Source organism: Fusobacterium varium (genome assembly GCA_021531615.1).
Classification (GTDB): Bacteria; Fusobacteriota; Fusobacteriia; order Fusobacteriales; family Fusobacteriaceae; genus Fusobacterium_A; species Fusobacterium_A varium_C.
The window spans coordinates 1-16324 of record JADYUE010000049.1 but is presented as its reverse complement, the minus strand read 5'-3'; the positions used below and the strand labels follow the sequence as shown (position 1 = coordinate 16324).

General features: G+C 30.4%; 15 protein-coding genes. All 15 read left to right on the top strand.

Translation table 11 applies throughout. The features are described from left to right. Positions 1–311 precede the first annotated feature (311 nt). A complete protein-coding gene (locus tag I6E31_11205; protein MCF2640529.1) occupies positions 312–1946 on the top strand; it encodes an FAD-dependent oxidoreductase in 1635 nt (544 codons plus the stop codon). A 57-nt stretch (positions 1947–2003) separates the two neighbouring features. Then, a complete protein-coding gene (locus I6E31_11200; protein ID MCF2640528.1) occupies positions 2004–2948 on the top strand; it encodes a 4Fe-4S binding protein in 945 nt (314 codons plus the stop codon). A 103-nt stretch (positions 2949–3051) separates the two neighbouring features. Then, positions 3052–4086: a putative sulfate exporter family transporter gene (locus I6E31_11195; protein MCF2640527.1), complete on the top strand. Its 1035-nt coding sequence runs from the start codon at positions 3052–3054 to the stop codon at positions 4084–4086. Positions 4087–4206: 120 nt separating this feature from the next. Beyond that, a complete protein-coding gene (locus I6E31_11190; GenBank protein ID MCF2640526.1) occupies positions 4207–4698 on the top strand; it encodes a hypothetical protein in 492 nt (163 codons plus the stop codon). Between the two features lie 22 nt (positions 4699–4720). Next, a complete protein-coding gene (locus I6E31_11185) occupies positions 4721–5500 on the top strand; it encodes an HAD family phosphatase (GenBank protein MCF2640525.1) in 780 nt (259 codons plus the stop codon). 94 nt (positions 5501–5594) lie between these two features. Continuing rightward, a complete protein-coding gene (gene uvrA / locus I6E31_11180; protein MCF2640524.1) occupies positions 5595–8531 on the top strand; it encodes an excinuclease ABC subunit UvrA in 2937 nt (978 codons plus the stop codon). Continuing rightward, positions 8532–9128, top strand: coding sequence for a Holliday junction branch migration protein RuvA (ruvA, locus tag I6E31_11175; GenBank protein ID MCF2640523.1), 597 nt, complete (start codon positions 8532–8534; stop codon positions 9126–9128). A 21-nt stretch (positions 9129–9149) separates the two neighbouring features. After that, entirely contained in the window at positions 9150–9641 is a 492-nt protein-coding gene (locus I6E31_11170; protein MCF2640522.1) for a thioredoxin family protein, read from the top strand. 478 nt (positions 9642–10119) lie between these two features. Beyond that, positions 10120–11196 carry a peptide chain release factor 1 gene (prfA, locus tag I6E31_11165; protein ID MCF2640521.1) on the top strand — a complete coding sequence of 359 codons (1077 nt, stop codon included), beginning with the start codon at positions 10120–10122 and terminating at the stop codon, positions 11194–11196. A gap of 1 nt (position 11197) precedes the next feature. Continuing rightward, positions 11198–12319 (top strand): peptide chain release factor N(5)-glutamine methyltransferase, encoded by a 1122-nt coding sequence (gene prmC / locus I6E31_11160; GenBank protein ID MCF2640520.1) that lies wholly within the window; start codon positions 11198–11200, stop codon positions 12317–12319. Beyond that, positions 12319–13350 carry a tRNA preQ1(34) S-adenosylmethionine ribosyltransferase-isomerase QueA gene (gene queA / locus I6E31_11155; GenBank protein MCF2640519.1) on the top strand — a complete coding sequence of 344 codons (1032 nt, stop codon included), beginning with the start codon at positions 12319–12321 and terminating at the stop codon, positions 13348–13350. The genes prmC and queA overlap by 1 nt, the downstream gene beginning before the upstream one ends. Positions 13351–13365: 15 nt before the next feature. Then, positions 13366–13914 (top strand): 16S rRNA (guanine(966)-N(2))-methyltransferase RsmD, encoded by a 549-nt coding sequence (gene rsmD, locus I6E31_11150; GenBank protein MCF2640518.1) that lies wholly within the window; start codon positions 13366–13368, stop codon positions 13912–13914. Positions 13915–13938: 24 nt separating this feature from the next. Next, positions 13939–14157, top strand: a complete 219-nt coding sequence (gene xseB, locus I6E31_11145; GenBank protein ID MCF2640517.1) for an exodeoxyribonuclease VII small subunit — start codon at positions 13939–13941, stop codon at positions 14155–14157. A gap of 2 nt (positions 14158–14159) precedes the next feature. Further along, positions 14160–15047, top strand: coding sequence for a polyprenyl synthetase family protein (locus tag I6E31_11140; protein ID MCF2640516.1), 888 nt, complete (start codon positions 14160–14162; stop codon positions 15045–15047). A 217-nt stretch (positions 15048–15264) separates the two neighbouring features. Then, positions 15265–16185 (top strand): amidinotransferase, encoded by a 921-nt coding sequence (locus I6E31_11135; GenBank protein MCF2640515.1) that lies wholly within the window; start codon positions 15265–15267, stop codon positions 16183–16185. The last annotated feature ends 139 nt before the right edge of the window (positions 16186–16324 follow it).

Genomic DNA, 16324 nt, shown 5'->3' with positions numbered 1-16324 from the left:
AAAAAAGACCCAAGCCCATTTTTTTTGAACTTGAGTCTCAAATTTTAATTTATAGCTGAGTAGTTACGAAAAAAGCTTATAATAAGATAGTGGATATTTTTAGTCATATTTATTGAAATTTAAAGAATTTTAATTATACAAATAGTATAATTAAAGAACAAATAATATGGTATTAGTTTTTCTTATACGAGGTATTTGATTTTCTTATTTTCATTATTTTAATAAAGGTGTTATAATTTACACTGAAATTTGTTGGAACAAATATGTTTTGTTAATTTTATTTTGACTTTATTATTGAGGGGGTTCTAAATATGAAAGTAGTAATTGTTGGTGGAGTAGCTGCTGGAACTAAAGTTGCTGCAAAATTAAAAAGAGAAAATCGTGATCACGAAGTGATTATTTTAACTAAAAGTAAAGAAATATCTTATGCTGGATGTGGATTACCATATTATGTAGGAAATATTATAAAAGATAAAGCTCAACTTATTGTTAATACGCCAGAAAAATTTTCGAAATTAACAGGAGCACAAGTTTTTACAGAAACTGAAGTAGTTGGACTAGATAGAGAAAATAAAAGTGTTAAAGCTATAGATTTAAAAACAAATGAGGAAGTAACATTCTCATATGATAAATTAGTAATTGCTACTGGAGCAAGTCCAGTAAAACCACCTATTGAAGGAATAAATCTTCCAGGAGTATATTTTATGAGAACTCCAGAAGATGCTATTAATTTAAGAGCTGATATTGAAGCTGGAAAAATTAAGAGAGCTGCTGTTATTGGAGCTGGATATATAGGACTAGAAGTAGCAGAAAATATGGCTCTTCAAGGAGTAAAAGTATCTGTTATTGAAATGGCTTCAAATATTCTTACAGGCTTTGATAAAGAGTTTGCTGAGTATGCTGAAAATAAACTTGCTGATCATGGAATAATGGCATTTACAGGAACAAAATTAGAAGCTATCCTTGGAGAAGGAAAAGTAGAAAAAATTCAAACATCTAGAAGAGCAATGAAAGTTGATGCTGTAATTATGTCTGTTGGAATTCGTCCTAACACAGCTTTCTTAGCTGATACTGGTATTGAATTAATGCCTAATGGAACTGTAAAAGTAAATGAATATTTTGAAACAAATGATGCTAACATCTACTCTGCTGGAGACTGTGCAATGGTTAAAAATATTCTAACTGGAGCACCTACTTGGTCACCAATGGGATCTTCTGCAAATATAGAAGGACGTATTTTAGCTCAAAATATTAATGGAAAAAGAATAGCTTACAGAGGAGTTGTAGGAACTGCTGTTGCAAAACTTCTTCCTAACTTAAATGTAGGTAGAACAGGGCTTACTGAAGTTGCTGCTAAAGAAGCTGGATTTAATCCTATAAGTGTTGTTACTGTTGTAGATGATAAAGCTCACTACTATGCTGGAGCATCAAACTTTATGATAAAACTTATAGTTGATAGAGATAGCTTAAAAGTTTTAGGAGTACAAGTAATTGGAGCTGGAGCAGTGGATAAAGTTGTAGATGTAGTTGTAACTGCAATGTCAATGGGAGCTACTCTTCACGACTTAGAAGATTTAGATCTTGCATATGCACCACCATTCTCAACTGCAATTCATCCATTAGTGCATACAGTTAATGTATTATTTAATAAAATAAATGGAAACTATGAAACAATAACTCCAGCAGAATATGCTGCAGGTGCTGATGAAGGATATAAAGTTATTGATGCTTGTTTAGTTCCATCTATTGAAGGAGCTCCATATGTTGATTTACCAACTGTAAATGGACCTCTAGATGGATATGCTAAAGATGATAAAATCCTTTTAATCTGTAACAAAGGTAAAAGAGCTTATATGGTTCAAAATCGTCTAAAATACTATGGACACACAAATGTTAAAGTATTAGAAGGTGGAAATCTATTTAATACAATTAAAGAAAATAATTAAAAAATAATTAGTTAGTTAAGTTAAAATAAATAAAGGAATACAAGGGAGGATTATCTTATGGCAATTGATGCTGCTGAAATCAAAAGAGTAAAAGCAATGGGATTTTTACACAACAAAGGAACTGAAAATTTTTCAGTTAGAGTAATCACTAAAATGGGAGCTATTTCTGCTGAACAAAATAGAGTTATCTCTGAAGTTGCAGAAAAATATGGAAATGGAAAAGTAACTTTCACATCTAGACTTACAGTTGAACTTCCAGGAGTTCACTTTGATAATATTGAAGCTGTTAGAGCTCACTTAGCAACTGTTGATCTAATGACTGGAGGAACAGGTTCTAAAGTAAGACCAGTAGTAGCTTGTAAAGGAACTGTATGTAATTATGGACTTCAAGATACTCAAGCTCTAGGAGAAGAGATTCACGAAAGATTTTTCAATGGATATAGTGGAGTTAGATTACCTCACAAATTTAAAATTGCAGTTGGAGGATGTCCTAACAACTGTGTAAAACCTGACTTAAATGACTTAGGTATCATTGGACAATATGTACCTAACTATGATTCTGATCTATGTAGTGGATGTAAAAAATGTGCTATTGAAACAGTATGTCCTATGAAAGCTGCAAAAGTAGTAGATGGTGTTCTAGAAATTGATAAAGAACTTTGCAACAACTGTGGACTTTGTGTTGGAAAATGTCACTTCGACGCTATCGAAGATGGTGTAAAAGGATTTAAAATCTATATCGGTGGAAGATGGGGAAAATTAACAGCTCATGGAATTCCTTTAAGAAAAGTATTTACAACTAAAGAAGAAGCTTTTGATGTTATTGAAAAAGCAATTCTTCTATTTAGAGAACAAGGAAAAACTGGAGAAAGATTTGCAACTACAATTGAAAGAATCGGATTTGAAAATGTAGAAGCTCAATTACTAGGAAATGAATTACTAGAAAGAAAACAAGAAATTTTAGATGCTCAACTACACTTAGTTGGTGGAGCTACTTGTTAATCTTATAGAAACCCTCATTAACTGCTGAGAATATATTTTTTCTCAGCAGTTTTTTTATCTAAAAAAATGAACTAAAGAATAAATTTAAAGGGAGAGAATTATTTTGAACAAAAAATATATTGGAATAATTACATGCTTAATTTTAGCTGTTATAGCGACAAAACTTGGAAAACTGCAACATTGGGTAGGAGCTCCTATGATTGGACTTCTTCTTGGTATAACTATATTAAACTTAATGCCTTCTATTGATAAAGATTTTAAAGCAGGAACTACTTTTGCTGGAAAAAAATTCCTTAATATTGGTATTATCTTAGCTGGAGGAACTCTTAACTTTGCTGAAGTTGTTGGATATGGAGCTAAAGCTCTACCACTTATCATTGCCAATATCTGCATCTCTTTTGGAGTAGCATATTTTGTTGGAAAGAGACTAGGAGTTACTAAAAATACAAGTACTCTTGTTGGAGGAGGAACTTGTATCTGTGGAGGAACTGCAATTGCAACTTTAGCAGGAATTATTAAAGCTAAAGAGGAAGAGATTGCCTATGCAATGACTGCTATATTCTTATTTGATATCTTAGCTGCTTTAACATATCCATACTTAGCAACATATTTAGGACTTACTCTTAACCAATTTGGATTTTTAGCTGGATGTGCTATCAATGATACATCAAGTGTTGCAGCTGCTGAAGCTACTTATAGTGCTCTTCATGCTTTAGATCTAAACCTTGCTATCACAGTAAAATTAACAAGAACAACTATGCTTATAGCTCTTGCTGTTATCTTTACAATACTAATGGTTAAAGAGGAATCTAAAAACAATGCAGGAACAGGAAACCAAACTTCTATAGCTAAAACTGTAGCAAAAGTTTTCCCTATGTTTATTCTTTGGTTCTTAGTTATGGCTCTATTAAATACTTTTGGACTATTTGGAAAAGATATGTTAAATATCAGCAAATATCTAAAAACTGGATATAAATTCTTTGTAACAGCTGCATTAGCTGGGGTAGGATTTAAAATAAAATTTGCTGATCTATTTACTAAAGGTATGAAGCCTATCATTCTTGGTGGATGTACTTGGATATGTATAGCAAGTTGTACTATGATATTTATCCATGTATTTGCATCTTATGTAGGATAATTTCAAAACTTACACTCTTTATTTTTATAAGGAGTGTATTTTTATTTTTTGAATAAAAAATTTGTTATTTTTTTTGAAAAGAAATATAATATATTATAAATTTTATAGAGAGGTTAAAAAATGAAACTGATATTGAAACATAAAGACTTTCAAAAAAATAAAATTATTTTAGAAGTTGATAAGGAAAAAAAATGCATATTAAAATACAATGATGAAAGTGTAAAAAACAACAATGGAAGATCTACTGTTAAAGATGATAATGGAAATAAGAGAAAAATCTTTGTAGATTCTAAAAATATTGATATTTTTATTGATGAAAAGGAAAAGGGAGATCTACGTGAAACCTTTACAACTCCAATATATCTTATTATCTTCCCTATGATAGTTATCACTATTCTTTTAATTGTATTCTCTTTAAAAATAAAAATGGCTAAGGGGATTTTTGCAGCTATCTTCCCTATATTGGATATATACTTAATTACTAAGATTTTTAACTTACAAAAGAGTGAAAAATTTAAGACAGTGGCTAGTATAATGTTGTCAATTTTTATGGTATCACTTATGTATCTTACAGCTATGGCAATATATGTTTTAGCTTATCCTGTTGCTTAATATAAAATAATTGGAGGAAAGAATGAAAATAATTGTATCTGATTTAGATGGAACTCTATTAGATGAAAATAGTAAAATAACTGACTATACAAGAGAAACTATAAAAAAATTAAATAGATTAGGAATAGAATTTATTATTGCCACAGGACGTGGAGAAGCCTCAGCTATTAGATTTAAAAATCAACTTGGAATAGATACACATATTATCTGTAACAATGGAGCTAATATCTATGATAAAGATGAAAATATGATATTTGAAAAGGTTATCTCTAAAGAGGTAACTTATGAACTGTTAAAGCTTTTAAGAGAGGAAAAAGTTAATTATAATTGTTTTTTCCATGAAGATTTTTATAGAGATGAGTATGACAAAACTGATTATAGTAGGAGAACTGGCTTTATAGAGCATGTATTGGTAGATCTGAAAGATTGTTCTGAACTCAATAAGATTATTATAGTTGATGAGGAAGAGGTTATACTGAATTTAAGTAAAAAACTAAAGGATAATTTTTCCCATTTAGTAGAGATAACTATCTCTGATCCAACTTGTGTGGATATAGCTCCAAAAGGTTGTAGTAAAGGAAATGCTCTTGAAATACTTGCTGAAATTTTAAATTTTAATATGAATAAAATAATGGCTTTTGGTGATGCTGAAAATGATTTAGATATGCTTAAAAAAGTTGGACACCCTGTTGTTATGGAAAACGCTCAATCTATTGTAAAAGAATCAATCAGTAATAGAGCTGGAAAAAATAGTGAAGATGGAGTTGCTAAGTACTTAGAAAATTTTTTTCAATTAAAGTAAATTTTATTAACTCTGGTTTAGGAGCTAACTTCTTGTTTTTTTAGAAAAACAATGATAAACTTATAGATGAATATAGATAATTTAAGAGGTGGCTATGTTAGATAAGATTATTATAAAAGGAGCAAGGGAACACAATTTAAAGAATATAGATGTTGAGATACCTAAAAATAAATTTATAGTTATTACTGGAGTTAGTGGAAGTGGTAAATCTTCTCTAGCTTTTGATACTATCTATTCTGAAGGGCAAAGAAGATATGTTGAAAGCCTTTCAGCCTATGCAAGACAGTTTATTGGACAGATGACAAAACCTGATGTTGATAGTATTGAGGGATTAGCCCCTGCAATCTCAATAGAGCAAAAAACTACAAATAGAAACCCGCGTTCTACTGTTGGAACTATTACTGAAGTTTATGATTATATGAGACTTCTGTTTGCTCATATTGGAACTGCTCATTGCCCTGTATGTGGTAGAAAAGTTGAGAAACAAAGTACAGAAGAGATTGTTAGCGGAGCAATAGAGAGATTTGAAGAGGGAGCAAAGATGATAGTTCTTGCACCTCTAGTAAAAGAGAAAAAAGGGACTCATAAAAACCTATTTTTAAATCTACAAAAAAAAGGGTTTGTTAGAGTTAGAGTAAATGGAGAGATTCTTTACTTAGAAGATGAAATTGAATTGGATAAGAATAAAAAACATGATATAGCTGTTGTTGTTGATAGGTTAGTATTAAAAAAAGAGGATAAAGATTTTGAAAGCAGATTGACTCAATCTGTGGAATCTGCAACAGAATTAGCTAATGGAAAAGTTCTATTAAATGTAAATGGAGAAGATTTTCTATATAGTGAAAACTTTGCTTGTCCAGAACATGAAGAGGTAAATATTCCTGATCTGAACCCTAGACTTTTCTCTTTCAATGCACCTTTTGGAGCTTGTCCAGAGTGTAAAGGAATAGGGAAAAAACTTGAGATTGATGAGAATAAACTTATTGAAAATGAGGAGCTTTCTATTGCTGATGGTGGTTTGTATATCCCAGGAGCTAGTTCAAGAAAAGGTTATACATGGGAAATATTTAAGACTATGGCAAAACACTTTAAAATAGATATTAATAAACCTGTAAAAGATTTATCTAAAGAGGAGTTAGATATTATTTTACATGGAACAGATGTGAAATTTAGATTTGATTTTGAAGGTAGTGATTTTCAATATCATGGGTACAAGGAGTATGAGGGAGCTATAAAAAATCTTGAAAGAAGATATAATGAAAGCTTTTCAGAAGCTCAAAGAGAAGAGATTGAAAATAAGTTTATGATAGAGAGAGTTTGTAAAGTTTGTAATGGTAAGAGATTAAAGCCTGAAGTTTTAGGAGTTACAATTCAAGATAAAAATATTATGGAGATCTGTGATCTTAGTATAAAGGATGCCTTAGAGTTTTTTATGAATTTAAAACTGACTCCAAAGCAAGAAACTATTGCTAAAGAGATTTTAAAAGAGATTAGAGAGAGACTGTCTTTTATGATAAATGTAGGTTTAGATTATCTAAATTTAGCTCGTGAAACAAAAACTCTATCTGGTGGAGAGGCTCAAAGAATTAGACTTGCCACTCAAATTGGGTCAGGATTAACAGGGGTTCTCTATGTGCTTGATGAACCTAGTATTGGACTACATCAAAAGGATAATGATAAACTTTTAGCTACCCTTGAGAGACTAAAAAATCTTGGAAATACTCTAATAGTAGTTGAACATGATGAAGATACTATGTTACAAGCTGATAAAATATTTGATTTAGGTCCTGGAGCTGGAGAGTTTGGGGGAAATATAGTTGCCTTTGGTTCACCAAAAGAGATTATGAAAAATAAAAACTCTCTTACTGGAAAATATCTGAAGGGAGAGTTAAAAATAGAAGTTCCTAAGATTAGAAGGAAATGGGAGAAAAGTATAAAACTTTTAGGAGCAAAGGGAAATAATCTAAAAAATATTGATGTAGAGATTCCATTGGGAGTTTTTACTGTTGTCACTGGGGTAAGTGGTAGTGGTAAATCAAGTTTAATTAATCATACCCTTTTTCCTGTACTTTTTAATAAGCTCAATAAAGGAAAATTATATCCTTTAGAGTATAAAAGTATACAGGGAATTGAACAACTTGAAAAGGTTATCAATATAGATCAAAGCCCTATTGGTAGAACTCCAAGATCTAACCCTGCTACATATACAAAGATTTTTGATGATATTAGAGCAATTTTTGCTGAAACAAAAGATGCAAAACAACATGGATTTTCTAAAGGTAGATTCTCTTTCAATGTAAAAGGTGGAAGATGTGAGGCATGTCAAGGAGCTGGAATAATTAAGATTGAGATGAACTTCTTACCAGATGTATATGTGCAATGTGAAGTTTGTAAGGGAAAAAGATACAATAAAGAAACTCTTGATGTATATTATAAAGGAAAAACAATTTCTGATGTTTTAGATATGAGTGTAGGTGAGGCTTATGAATTTTTCAAAGCAGTACCATCTCTTGAGAGAAAATTAAAAGTACTTATAGATGTTGGACTTGATTATATAAAACTTGGACAACCTGCTACAACTCTATCTGGTGGAGAGGCTCAAAGAATAAAATTAGCTACTGAACTTTCTAAGATGACAAAGGGAAATACTATTTATATTCTTGATGAACCTACTACTGGGCTACATTTTGAAGATATTAGAAAACTCCTTGAGGTTTTAAATAGACTTGTGGACAAGGGAAATAGTGTTGTAGTTATTGAGCATAATCTAGATGTTATAAAAACAGCTGATTATATTATTGATATTGGACCTGATGGTGGAGATAGAGGGGGAACAATTGTTGCTTGTGGAACTCCTGAAGAGATTGCTAAGGTTAAGAAAAGTTATACAGCTACATATATAAGAAAAATTTTAAAAACTGCTAAAGAAAAAGAGGAGAGCAATCTTTTAGAAGTAGCTGAAGAAGCTCCTGTTATAGAAATTACACCTAAAAAAAGAGGTAGAAAAAAGAAAGAAGAGTCGGTGAAATAGATGTTTGAATATTTAAGAGGAAAAGTTGAGTATAAAAAGCCAGAGTATCTTGCATTAGATGTAAATGGTGTTGGTTATAGAGTAAGTATCTCTCTTAGAACTTATGATAAGGTTAAAACTGGAAGCGAAGTAAAATTATATATTTATAACTACATAAAAGAGGATAGTTTTAAACTTATAGGATTTTTAGAGGAGAGAGAGAGAAATATTTTTGAGATGCTGTTGGGAGTTAAAGGAATTGGAGTTTCTCTTGCACTGTCTGTAATGTCTACTTTTGATATTGATACATTGAGAGATCTTATAGCTGCTGATGATTATGTAAATCTAAAAAAAGTTCCAAAGCTTGGAGAGAAAAAATCACAACAACTTATTTTAGATCTAAAAAGTAAGTTAAAAACTTTAGATACTCTTTCTGTTGAAGCAAGAAATGAAAATATATCATCACAATTCCAAATTGAAGAGGAGCTTTACTCTGCTTTAGAGGGATTGGGATATAGTAAGAAAGAGATTGATTCTCTACTTACAAAAGAGGAGTTAAAAAGTTTCACTTCTATTGAAGAGGCTATAAAAAGTGTACTTAAAAAAGTAAACTTTTAAAATATAAAGGAGGTATTTATTATGGAATATAGAGAGTTATTTGAAACTGGAATGTCTTATGATACATTTATAAGCATAGCTAGTAAAGATGAAAAGGAAAAAATAGAAGAGATCACTTCTGTTTTAAGATTGGGAGATAGCTTTACAAATAGAGTAAAAGCTGTTGATAAAAAGTTTTATTTTCTTCTAAGTGCTGAATCTTGGTGTCCATATGTTAGAGCAACTGTACCTGTGCTAATGAAAATGGTAGAGTTAAACCCTAATATCTCTTTAAGTATTATTACTGAAGGTAGGGGATTTAAGTATTTAAGAGAAAAACTTGGAATATCTGAAGAAAAATATGTCGTACCTACTTTAGTTATACTTGATGAACATTTTAATCTTGTAAATAAATATATAGGAAGACCATATAAATACAGAGCTATTGGTTTTGAAAATGTTAGCAACGAGTATTTTAAAGGACAACGTGCTGATGATATTGTTGAAGAGATAATTGAAAAAATGGGATACTAAAATATATAAATTAGAGCTGATGTAAATTTATCAGCTCTTTTTAAATTAAATAAATTATAATTTATCATTCTAATAAAAAGTAAAAATATATTATTCCTAACATCAAGTTGACGTAATTCGGAAGTGAATATTAGAAGCCCTCAGTGAAATGCAGTTAAGAAAATGCAACGTGTTTGAGGCGTAGCCGAGTTTTGCATTTTCAACGGAATGAGCAATAGGGATTCTTTATTCACTGACATGAAGACAACTTGATGTTAAAAAAAGAAATTTAGATAACTTAACTTGGCTAATACTCGCAAATAACAAAGGTACTTTGTCAAAACCTAGCGATGTGCTAGATAACTTAGCTTAGTTAGATAAACTATAGTTTAAATAATATGTTAGAATTATGTTATAAACTATTATGTCAAATTGATTTTTTTATGTTAGTATGGTATAATTGTTAAGTTATAGTGTAGAAAAAGGAGATGAGATAGTAGTGTTCGCAAAATTAGAAGAAGTTGTAAAAAGATTTAATGAACTTAATGAGATGCTTGGATCACAAGAAGTACTTGCTGACCCTAAAAAAATGATGGAATGTAACAAAGCTTTATCTGACATAACTCCAATAGTTGAAAAATATAAAGAGTATAAAAGAACTATGGAAGATTTAGAGTTTATCAAAGAAAATTTAAAAACTGAAAAAGATCCTGACATGAGAGAGATGATGCATGAGGAGCTTAAAGAGATTGAGGAAGCTGTTCCAGAATTTGAAAAGGAATTAAAAATTCTTTTACTTCCTAAAGATAAAAACGATGACAAAAACGTTATTGTAGAGATCAGAGGTGGAGCTGGAGGAGATGAGGCTGCTCTATTTGCTGGAGATCTATTTAGAATGTATTGTAGATATGCAGAAAGAAGAAAATGGAAAGTTGAAATTATTGAAAAACAAGAGATGGGAATCGGTGGAATCAAAGAGGCTGTATTCAGTATCAATGGTTTAGGAGCTTACTCAAGATTAAAATTTGAATCTGGAGTTCACAGAGTTCAAAGAGTGCCTGAAACTGAATCTGCTGGAAGAGTTCACACTTCAACAGCTACTGTTGCTGTTCTTCCAGAAGTTGAAGATGTAAAAGAAGTTAAAATTGATCCAAAAGATCTAAAAATTGATACATATAGATCAGGAGGAGCTGGAGGGCAACACGTTAACATGACTGACTCTGCAGTTAGAATTACTCACTTACCTACTGGTATTGTTGTTCAATGTCAAGACGAAAGATCACAATTAAAAAATAGAGAAAAAGCTATGAAACACCTTGTTTCAAAACTATTTGAAATGGAATGTGAAAAACAAAGAAGTCAAGTTGAAAGTGAAAGAAGACTTCAAGTAGGTACAGGAGATAGATCAGAAAAAATAAGAACATATAACTTCCCACAAGGAAGAATTACAGATCATAGAATTAAATTCACAGTATATCAACTTGAAGCATTCTTAGATGGAGATATTGATGAAATGATCGATGCTCTAATCACATTTAACCAAGCTGAAATGCTTTCAAGTGAGTCTGACCTATAAGATGAATTTACTAGAAATATTAAACTTTTCTAAAGAGTATTTGCAAAAATACTCTTTTTCAAAACCAAGACTTGAAAGTGAAAAACTTATTGCCAATGTTTTACAATTAGATAGAATATCTCTATATATGTATTCTGATATGGAGTTAAATGATGAACAAAAATCTAAAATTAAAACTTGCCTTAGAGAGATGGCTAGAAAGAGAATTGGTTTTGATGAGCTTATAAAGAGCAAAGAGGTAAATATAAACACTGTGAATTATAAAAATGAAAATATAGATCTTTTAAATAAATCAGCAGAATATCTTAAAAAACATGGTGTACCTAGCCCAATGTTAGATACTGAATATATCTTTTCCCATGTTTTAAATGTAAGTAGATTAGTTCTTACACTGAACTTAAATAAAAAGATTGAAGATTCTGCTAAAGATAAGATAAGAGAGCTTTTAATTGCAAGGGGAAAACATAGAAAACCACTACAATATCTTTTAGGAGAGTGGGAATTCTTTGGTTATCCTTTTAAAGTAGATGAAAGAGTATTAATTCCTAGAAGTGACACTGAAATTTTAGTTGAGCAGTGCAAATTTCTTTTAAAAGAGATGGTAGGATCGCCAAAGGTTTTAGATATTGGAACTGGAAGTGGAGCAATAGCAATCTCTTTAGGAAAAGAGGTATCTAATGCTAAAATTATTGGAGCTGATATTAGTGATGGAGCTTTGGAAGTTGCTGAAACAAATAGAAAGTTAAATCAAGCAGAGAATGTAACTTTTGTTAAATCAGATGTTTTCTCAGCTTTTAAAGATGAAAAATTCAATATGATTATTTCAAATCCACCATATATTCCTCTAAATGAGTATCAAGAGTTAATGCCTGAAGTTTTAAAATATGAGCCTGAAAATGCTCTTACTGATAATGGAGATGGTTATTATTTCTATTCAAAAATTTCAAAAGAGGCATCTACTTATCTAAATGATAATGGTATTCTAGCCTTTGAAGTAGGATATAACCAAGCTGAAACAGTTAGTGAATTAATGCAAGAAAATGGATTTGATATTCTATCAATAGTTAAGGACTATGGTGGAATAGATAGAGTAGTTATTGGAAAGAAGTGTGGTGACAAATAGTGTCTACAAAATTACATGATTATGATTACCATCTACCAGAAGAGTTAATAGGTCAGCAACCTAGAGAACCTAGAGATCATGCTAGACTTATGTTGGTAGATAAAACAAATAGAACAGTAGAACATAAAATTTTTTATGAGATAATTGATTATCTACATGAAGGCGATATTTTAGTTAGAAACTCAACTAAGGTAATTCCAGCTAGATTGTTTGGACATAAAGAAACAGGTGGAGTTTTAGAGATTCTTTTAATAAAAAGAATAGATCTAAATACTTGGGAATGTCTTTTAAAGCCAGCTAAAAAACTTAAAGTTGGACAAAAACTTTATATTGGAGAAAAAAACGAACTTATTGGAGAGCTAATTGAGATCAAAGATGATGGAAATAGAATTATCAAATTTGAGTATGAAGGTGCTTTTGAAGAGGTTTTAGATAAACTTGGAAAGATGCCTCTTCCACCATATATAGTTGAAGCTTTAAAAGAAAAAGACAGATACCAAACTGTCTATGCTATAAAAGGGGAGTCTGTTGCTGCACCTACAGCAGGACTTCATTTTACAAAAGAGTTATTAGAAAAAATAGAAAAAAAAGGGATAAAGATAGTAGATATATTTTTAGAGGTAGGGTTAGGAACATTTAGACCTGTACAAACTGAAGATGTATTAGATCACAAAATGCATGAAGAAACTTATGAGATTCCTCAAGAAGCTGCTGATATAATCAATGAGGGAAAGAGAAATGGAAAGAGAATAATATCTGTGGGAACAACAAGTACTAGAGCTTTAGAATCTGCTGTTGATGAAAATGGATTGGTTAAAGCTACAAAAGGAAGTACTGATATATTTATATACCCAGGGTATAAATTTAAAGTGATAGATGCTCTTATTACAAACTTCCATTTACCAAAATCTACTCTACTTATGCTTGTATCTGCATTCTCTTCAAGAGAGTTTATGCTAGATGTCTATAAGACAGCTGTAGAGGAAAAATATCATTTCTTTAGTTTTGGAGATGCTATGTTTATCTATTAGGAGTTGATATTATAGATGAAAATAATTACAGGAGAAGCTAAAAATAAAACAATAAAAAGTAGAAAAGGAACTGATACAAGACCAACTTTAGGGAGCATGAAAGAATCTCTATTCTCAATTATAGCTCCATATGTTCCTGATTCTGTTTTTCTTGATCTATTTAGTGGAAGTGGTAGTATATCACTAGAAGCTTTAAGCCGTGGAGCTAAAAGAGCTGTTATGATAGAGAAAGATAGTGAGGCTTTAAAATATATTATAGAAAATGTTAATAATCTAGGTTTTCAAGATAGATGTAGAGCATATAAAAATGATGTTATTAGAGCTATTGAAATTTTAGGGAGAAAAGGGGAGAAATTTGATATAATATTTATGGATCCCCCTTACAAAGATGAAGTTTGTACTAAAGTTATCAGATCTATTGAAAAAAATGGTATCCTTGCTGAAGGTGGACTTATTATAAGTGAGCACCATCTTTTTGAAGAGATGGAAGATGTGATTGGATCTTTCAAAAAAGCTGATGAAAGAAAATATGGTAAAAAGTGTATAACATTTTACACTAGGTAAAACATAGTATTTGAGGTGATTCTATTGAGTAAAAAAACTGGAAGTTTTGAAGATAATCTTTTAGAGATAGATGAGATAATTGAAAGATTAGAAAGTGGAGAGCTTAGTTTAACTGACTCTATTAAAGAATATGAAAATGCTATGAAACTTTTAAAAAAATCTTCTGATCTTTTAAATAAGGCAGAGGGAAAAATTTTAAAAGTTAAAGAAGAAAATGGGGAAATTTTAACAGAGGAGGTTTAATTATGTTTTTTAAAAATTATTTAGATGAGCATAAAAAATTGATAGAAAGTAGTATTGATTCTTATCTTGCTGAACTTACTTATCCAGAAGTTATTGCTGAAGGTATGAAATATGCAATACTAAATGGAGGAAAAAGACTTAGACCTATTCTTCTTTTTATGACTCTTGATATATTAGGAAAAGATAAAACTAAAGGGATCGCCTCTGGTGTTGGAATTGAGATGATACACTCATACTCACTTGTTCATGATGATCTTCCAGCTCTTGACAATGATGATTTTAGAAGAGGAAAACTTACTACTCATAAAAAATTTGGAGAAGCTGAAGGTATCCTTATAGGAGATGCTCTTCTTACTCATGCTTTCTATATTTTAACTGCTAGAAATTCACATTTAGCTCCTGAGCAAATAGTTGAAATTGTAAAGCTTACTTCTAGCTACGCAGGAATAAATGGAATGATTGGTGGGCAAATGATGGATATTGCAAGCGAGGGAAAACGTATTGATATGGAAACTCTGAAATATATCCATTCAAATAAAACTGGAAAGCTAATTAAACTTCCTGTTGAAATAGGTTGTATTATTGGAGAGGCTACTACTGAAGAAAAGGAAACTTTAATAAGATTTTCTGAATTAATTGGATTAGCTTTCCAAATAAAAGATGATATTCTTGATATTGAAGGGGATTTCCTAACTTTAGGGAAACCTGTTGGTAGTGATCAAGAATTAGAAAAATCAACTTACCCTGCTTTAATTGGATTAAATGAAAGTAAGGAACTTTTAAAAAATACTATTGAAGAGGCTAAATCTATTCTTGTTGAAAGATTTGGAGAAGAAAAAAGTGCTATACTTTTAAAACTTGCTGATTATATAGGAAATAGAAATAAATAATATTTAGATTTAAAAATTTAGAGCTACTACAAATTAATAAAATTTATTAGTTTGTAGTAGCTCTTTTCTTAATTTTAACTAATATTAGACTTAGATTAATGTTGTAAGAGAAATTTTATAGTAAGGTTTTATTTGTAATTTATTAGAAAAAGAACTATAATATTAACATCTCTAGTTCTGAAAAAATTAACTATAATGAATTATGTAGGAGGTTTTTATGAAAGAATTTATCACGAATAAAATTTTAATGGTAAGACCGATAGCTTTTGGCTATAATGAAGAAACAGGAAAGGATAATCTATATCAGATTAAAGAGAATAGTTCAGTTGATGCTATTGAGAAAAGTGCTGAAAAGGAGTTTGATGCTTTTGTAGAAAAATTAAGAGGAGCTACTATTGATGTTATTGTATTACAAGATACTTTAACTCCTCACACTCCAGATAGTATCTTTCCAAATAACTGGTTTAGTACTCATAGCAATAACACTCTTGTTCTTTACCCTATGTATGCAGAAAATAGAAGACTTGAGAGAACAGATAAGATACTTGAATTTGTAAAAAATAGAGAAAATCTAAAAATTGTTGATTTTACTGAAAATGAGAAGAGAGATAGATTTTTAGAGGGAACAGGAAGTATATGTTTAGATAGAAAAAATAAAATTGCTTATGCTAATATCTCTAAAAGAACTAATAAAGAGTTATTTAATGAGTTTTGTGAAACTATGGGATATAGAGGAGTTACTTTTAGTGGATTCCAAACTATCAATGGGCAAAAAGCTCCTATCTACCATACAAATGTTATGCTAACAATAGCTGAAAATTTTGCAATAGTTTTCTTAAAGGCTATTGAAGATGAGAAAGAGAGGGCAGTTTTAAAAGATAGTATTATCAACTCTGGAAAAGAACTTATTGAAATCTCTGAAGAACAAACTAAACATTTCTTAGGAAATACTATTGAATTGAAGAAAGTTAATGGAGATAAAATATTAGTGATGTCTAAAACTGCTTATGAAGCTTTGACTGAAGAGCAAAAAAATATTATTGAGAAGTATGATGAGATACTTTATGCAGATATCCACACAATAGAAACAAATGGTGGTGGATCTGCTAGATGTATGATTGCTGAGTGGTTTTTATAATTTAAAAACCAGAGCTAATTCTCTTAACTAGAGAGTTAGTTCTGGTTTATTTTTTTACTTATTAAAGATTACTGTAACTACTCAGCTATAAATTAAAATTTGAGACTCAAGTTCAAAAAAAATGGGCTTGGGTCTTTTT

Coding starts and splice junctions, on each gene's coding strand:
- I6E31_11205 (MCF2640529.1), top strand. CDS start 312: ATGAAAGTAGTAATTGTTGGTGGAGTAGCTGCTGGAACTAAAGTTGCT.
- I6E31_11200 (MCF2640528.1), top strand. CDS start 2,004: ATGGCAATTGATGCTGCTGAAATCAAAAGAGTAAAAGCAATGGGATTT.
- I6E31_11190 (MCF2640526.1), top strand. CDS start 4,207: ATGAAACTGATATTGAAACATAAAGACTTTCAAAAAAATAAAATTATT.
- I6E31_11185 (MCF2640525.1), top strand. CDS start 4,721: ATGAAAATAATTGTATCTGATTTAGATGGAACTCTATTAGATGAAAAT.
- uvrA (MCF2640524.1), top strand. CDS start 5,595: ATGTTAGATAAGATTATTATAAAAGGAGCAAGGGAACACAATTTAAAG.
- ruvA (MCF2640523.1), top strand. CDS start 8,532: ATGTTTGAATATTTAAGAGGAAAAGTTGAGTATAAAAAGCCAGAGTAT.
- I6E31_11170 (MCF2640522.1), top strand. CDS start 9,150: ATGGAATATAGAGAGTTATTTGAAACTGGAATGTCTTATGATACATTT.
- prmC (MCF2640520.1), top strand. CDS start 11,198: ATGAATTTACTAGAAATATTAAACTTTTCTAAAGAGTATTTGCAAAAA.
- rsmD (MCF2640518.1), top strand. CDS start 13,366: ATGAAAATAATTACAGGAGAAGCTAAAAATAAAACAATAAAAAGTAGA.
- I6E31_11140 (MCF2640516.1), top strand. CDS start 14,160: ATGTTTTTTAAAAATTATTTAGATGAGCATAAAAAATTGATAGAAAGT.
- I6E31_11135 (MCF2640515.1), top strand. CDS start 15,265: ATGAAAGAATTTATCACGAATAAAATTTTAATGGTAAGACCGATAGCT.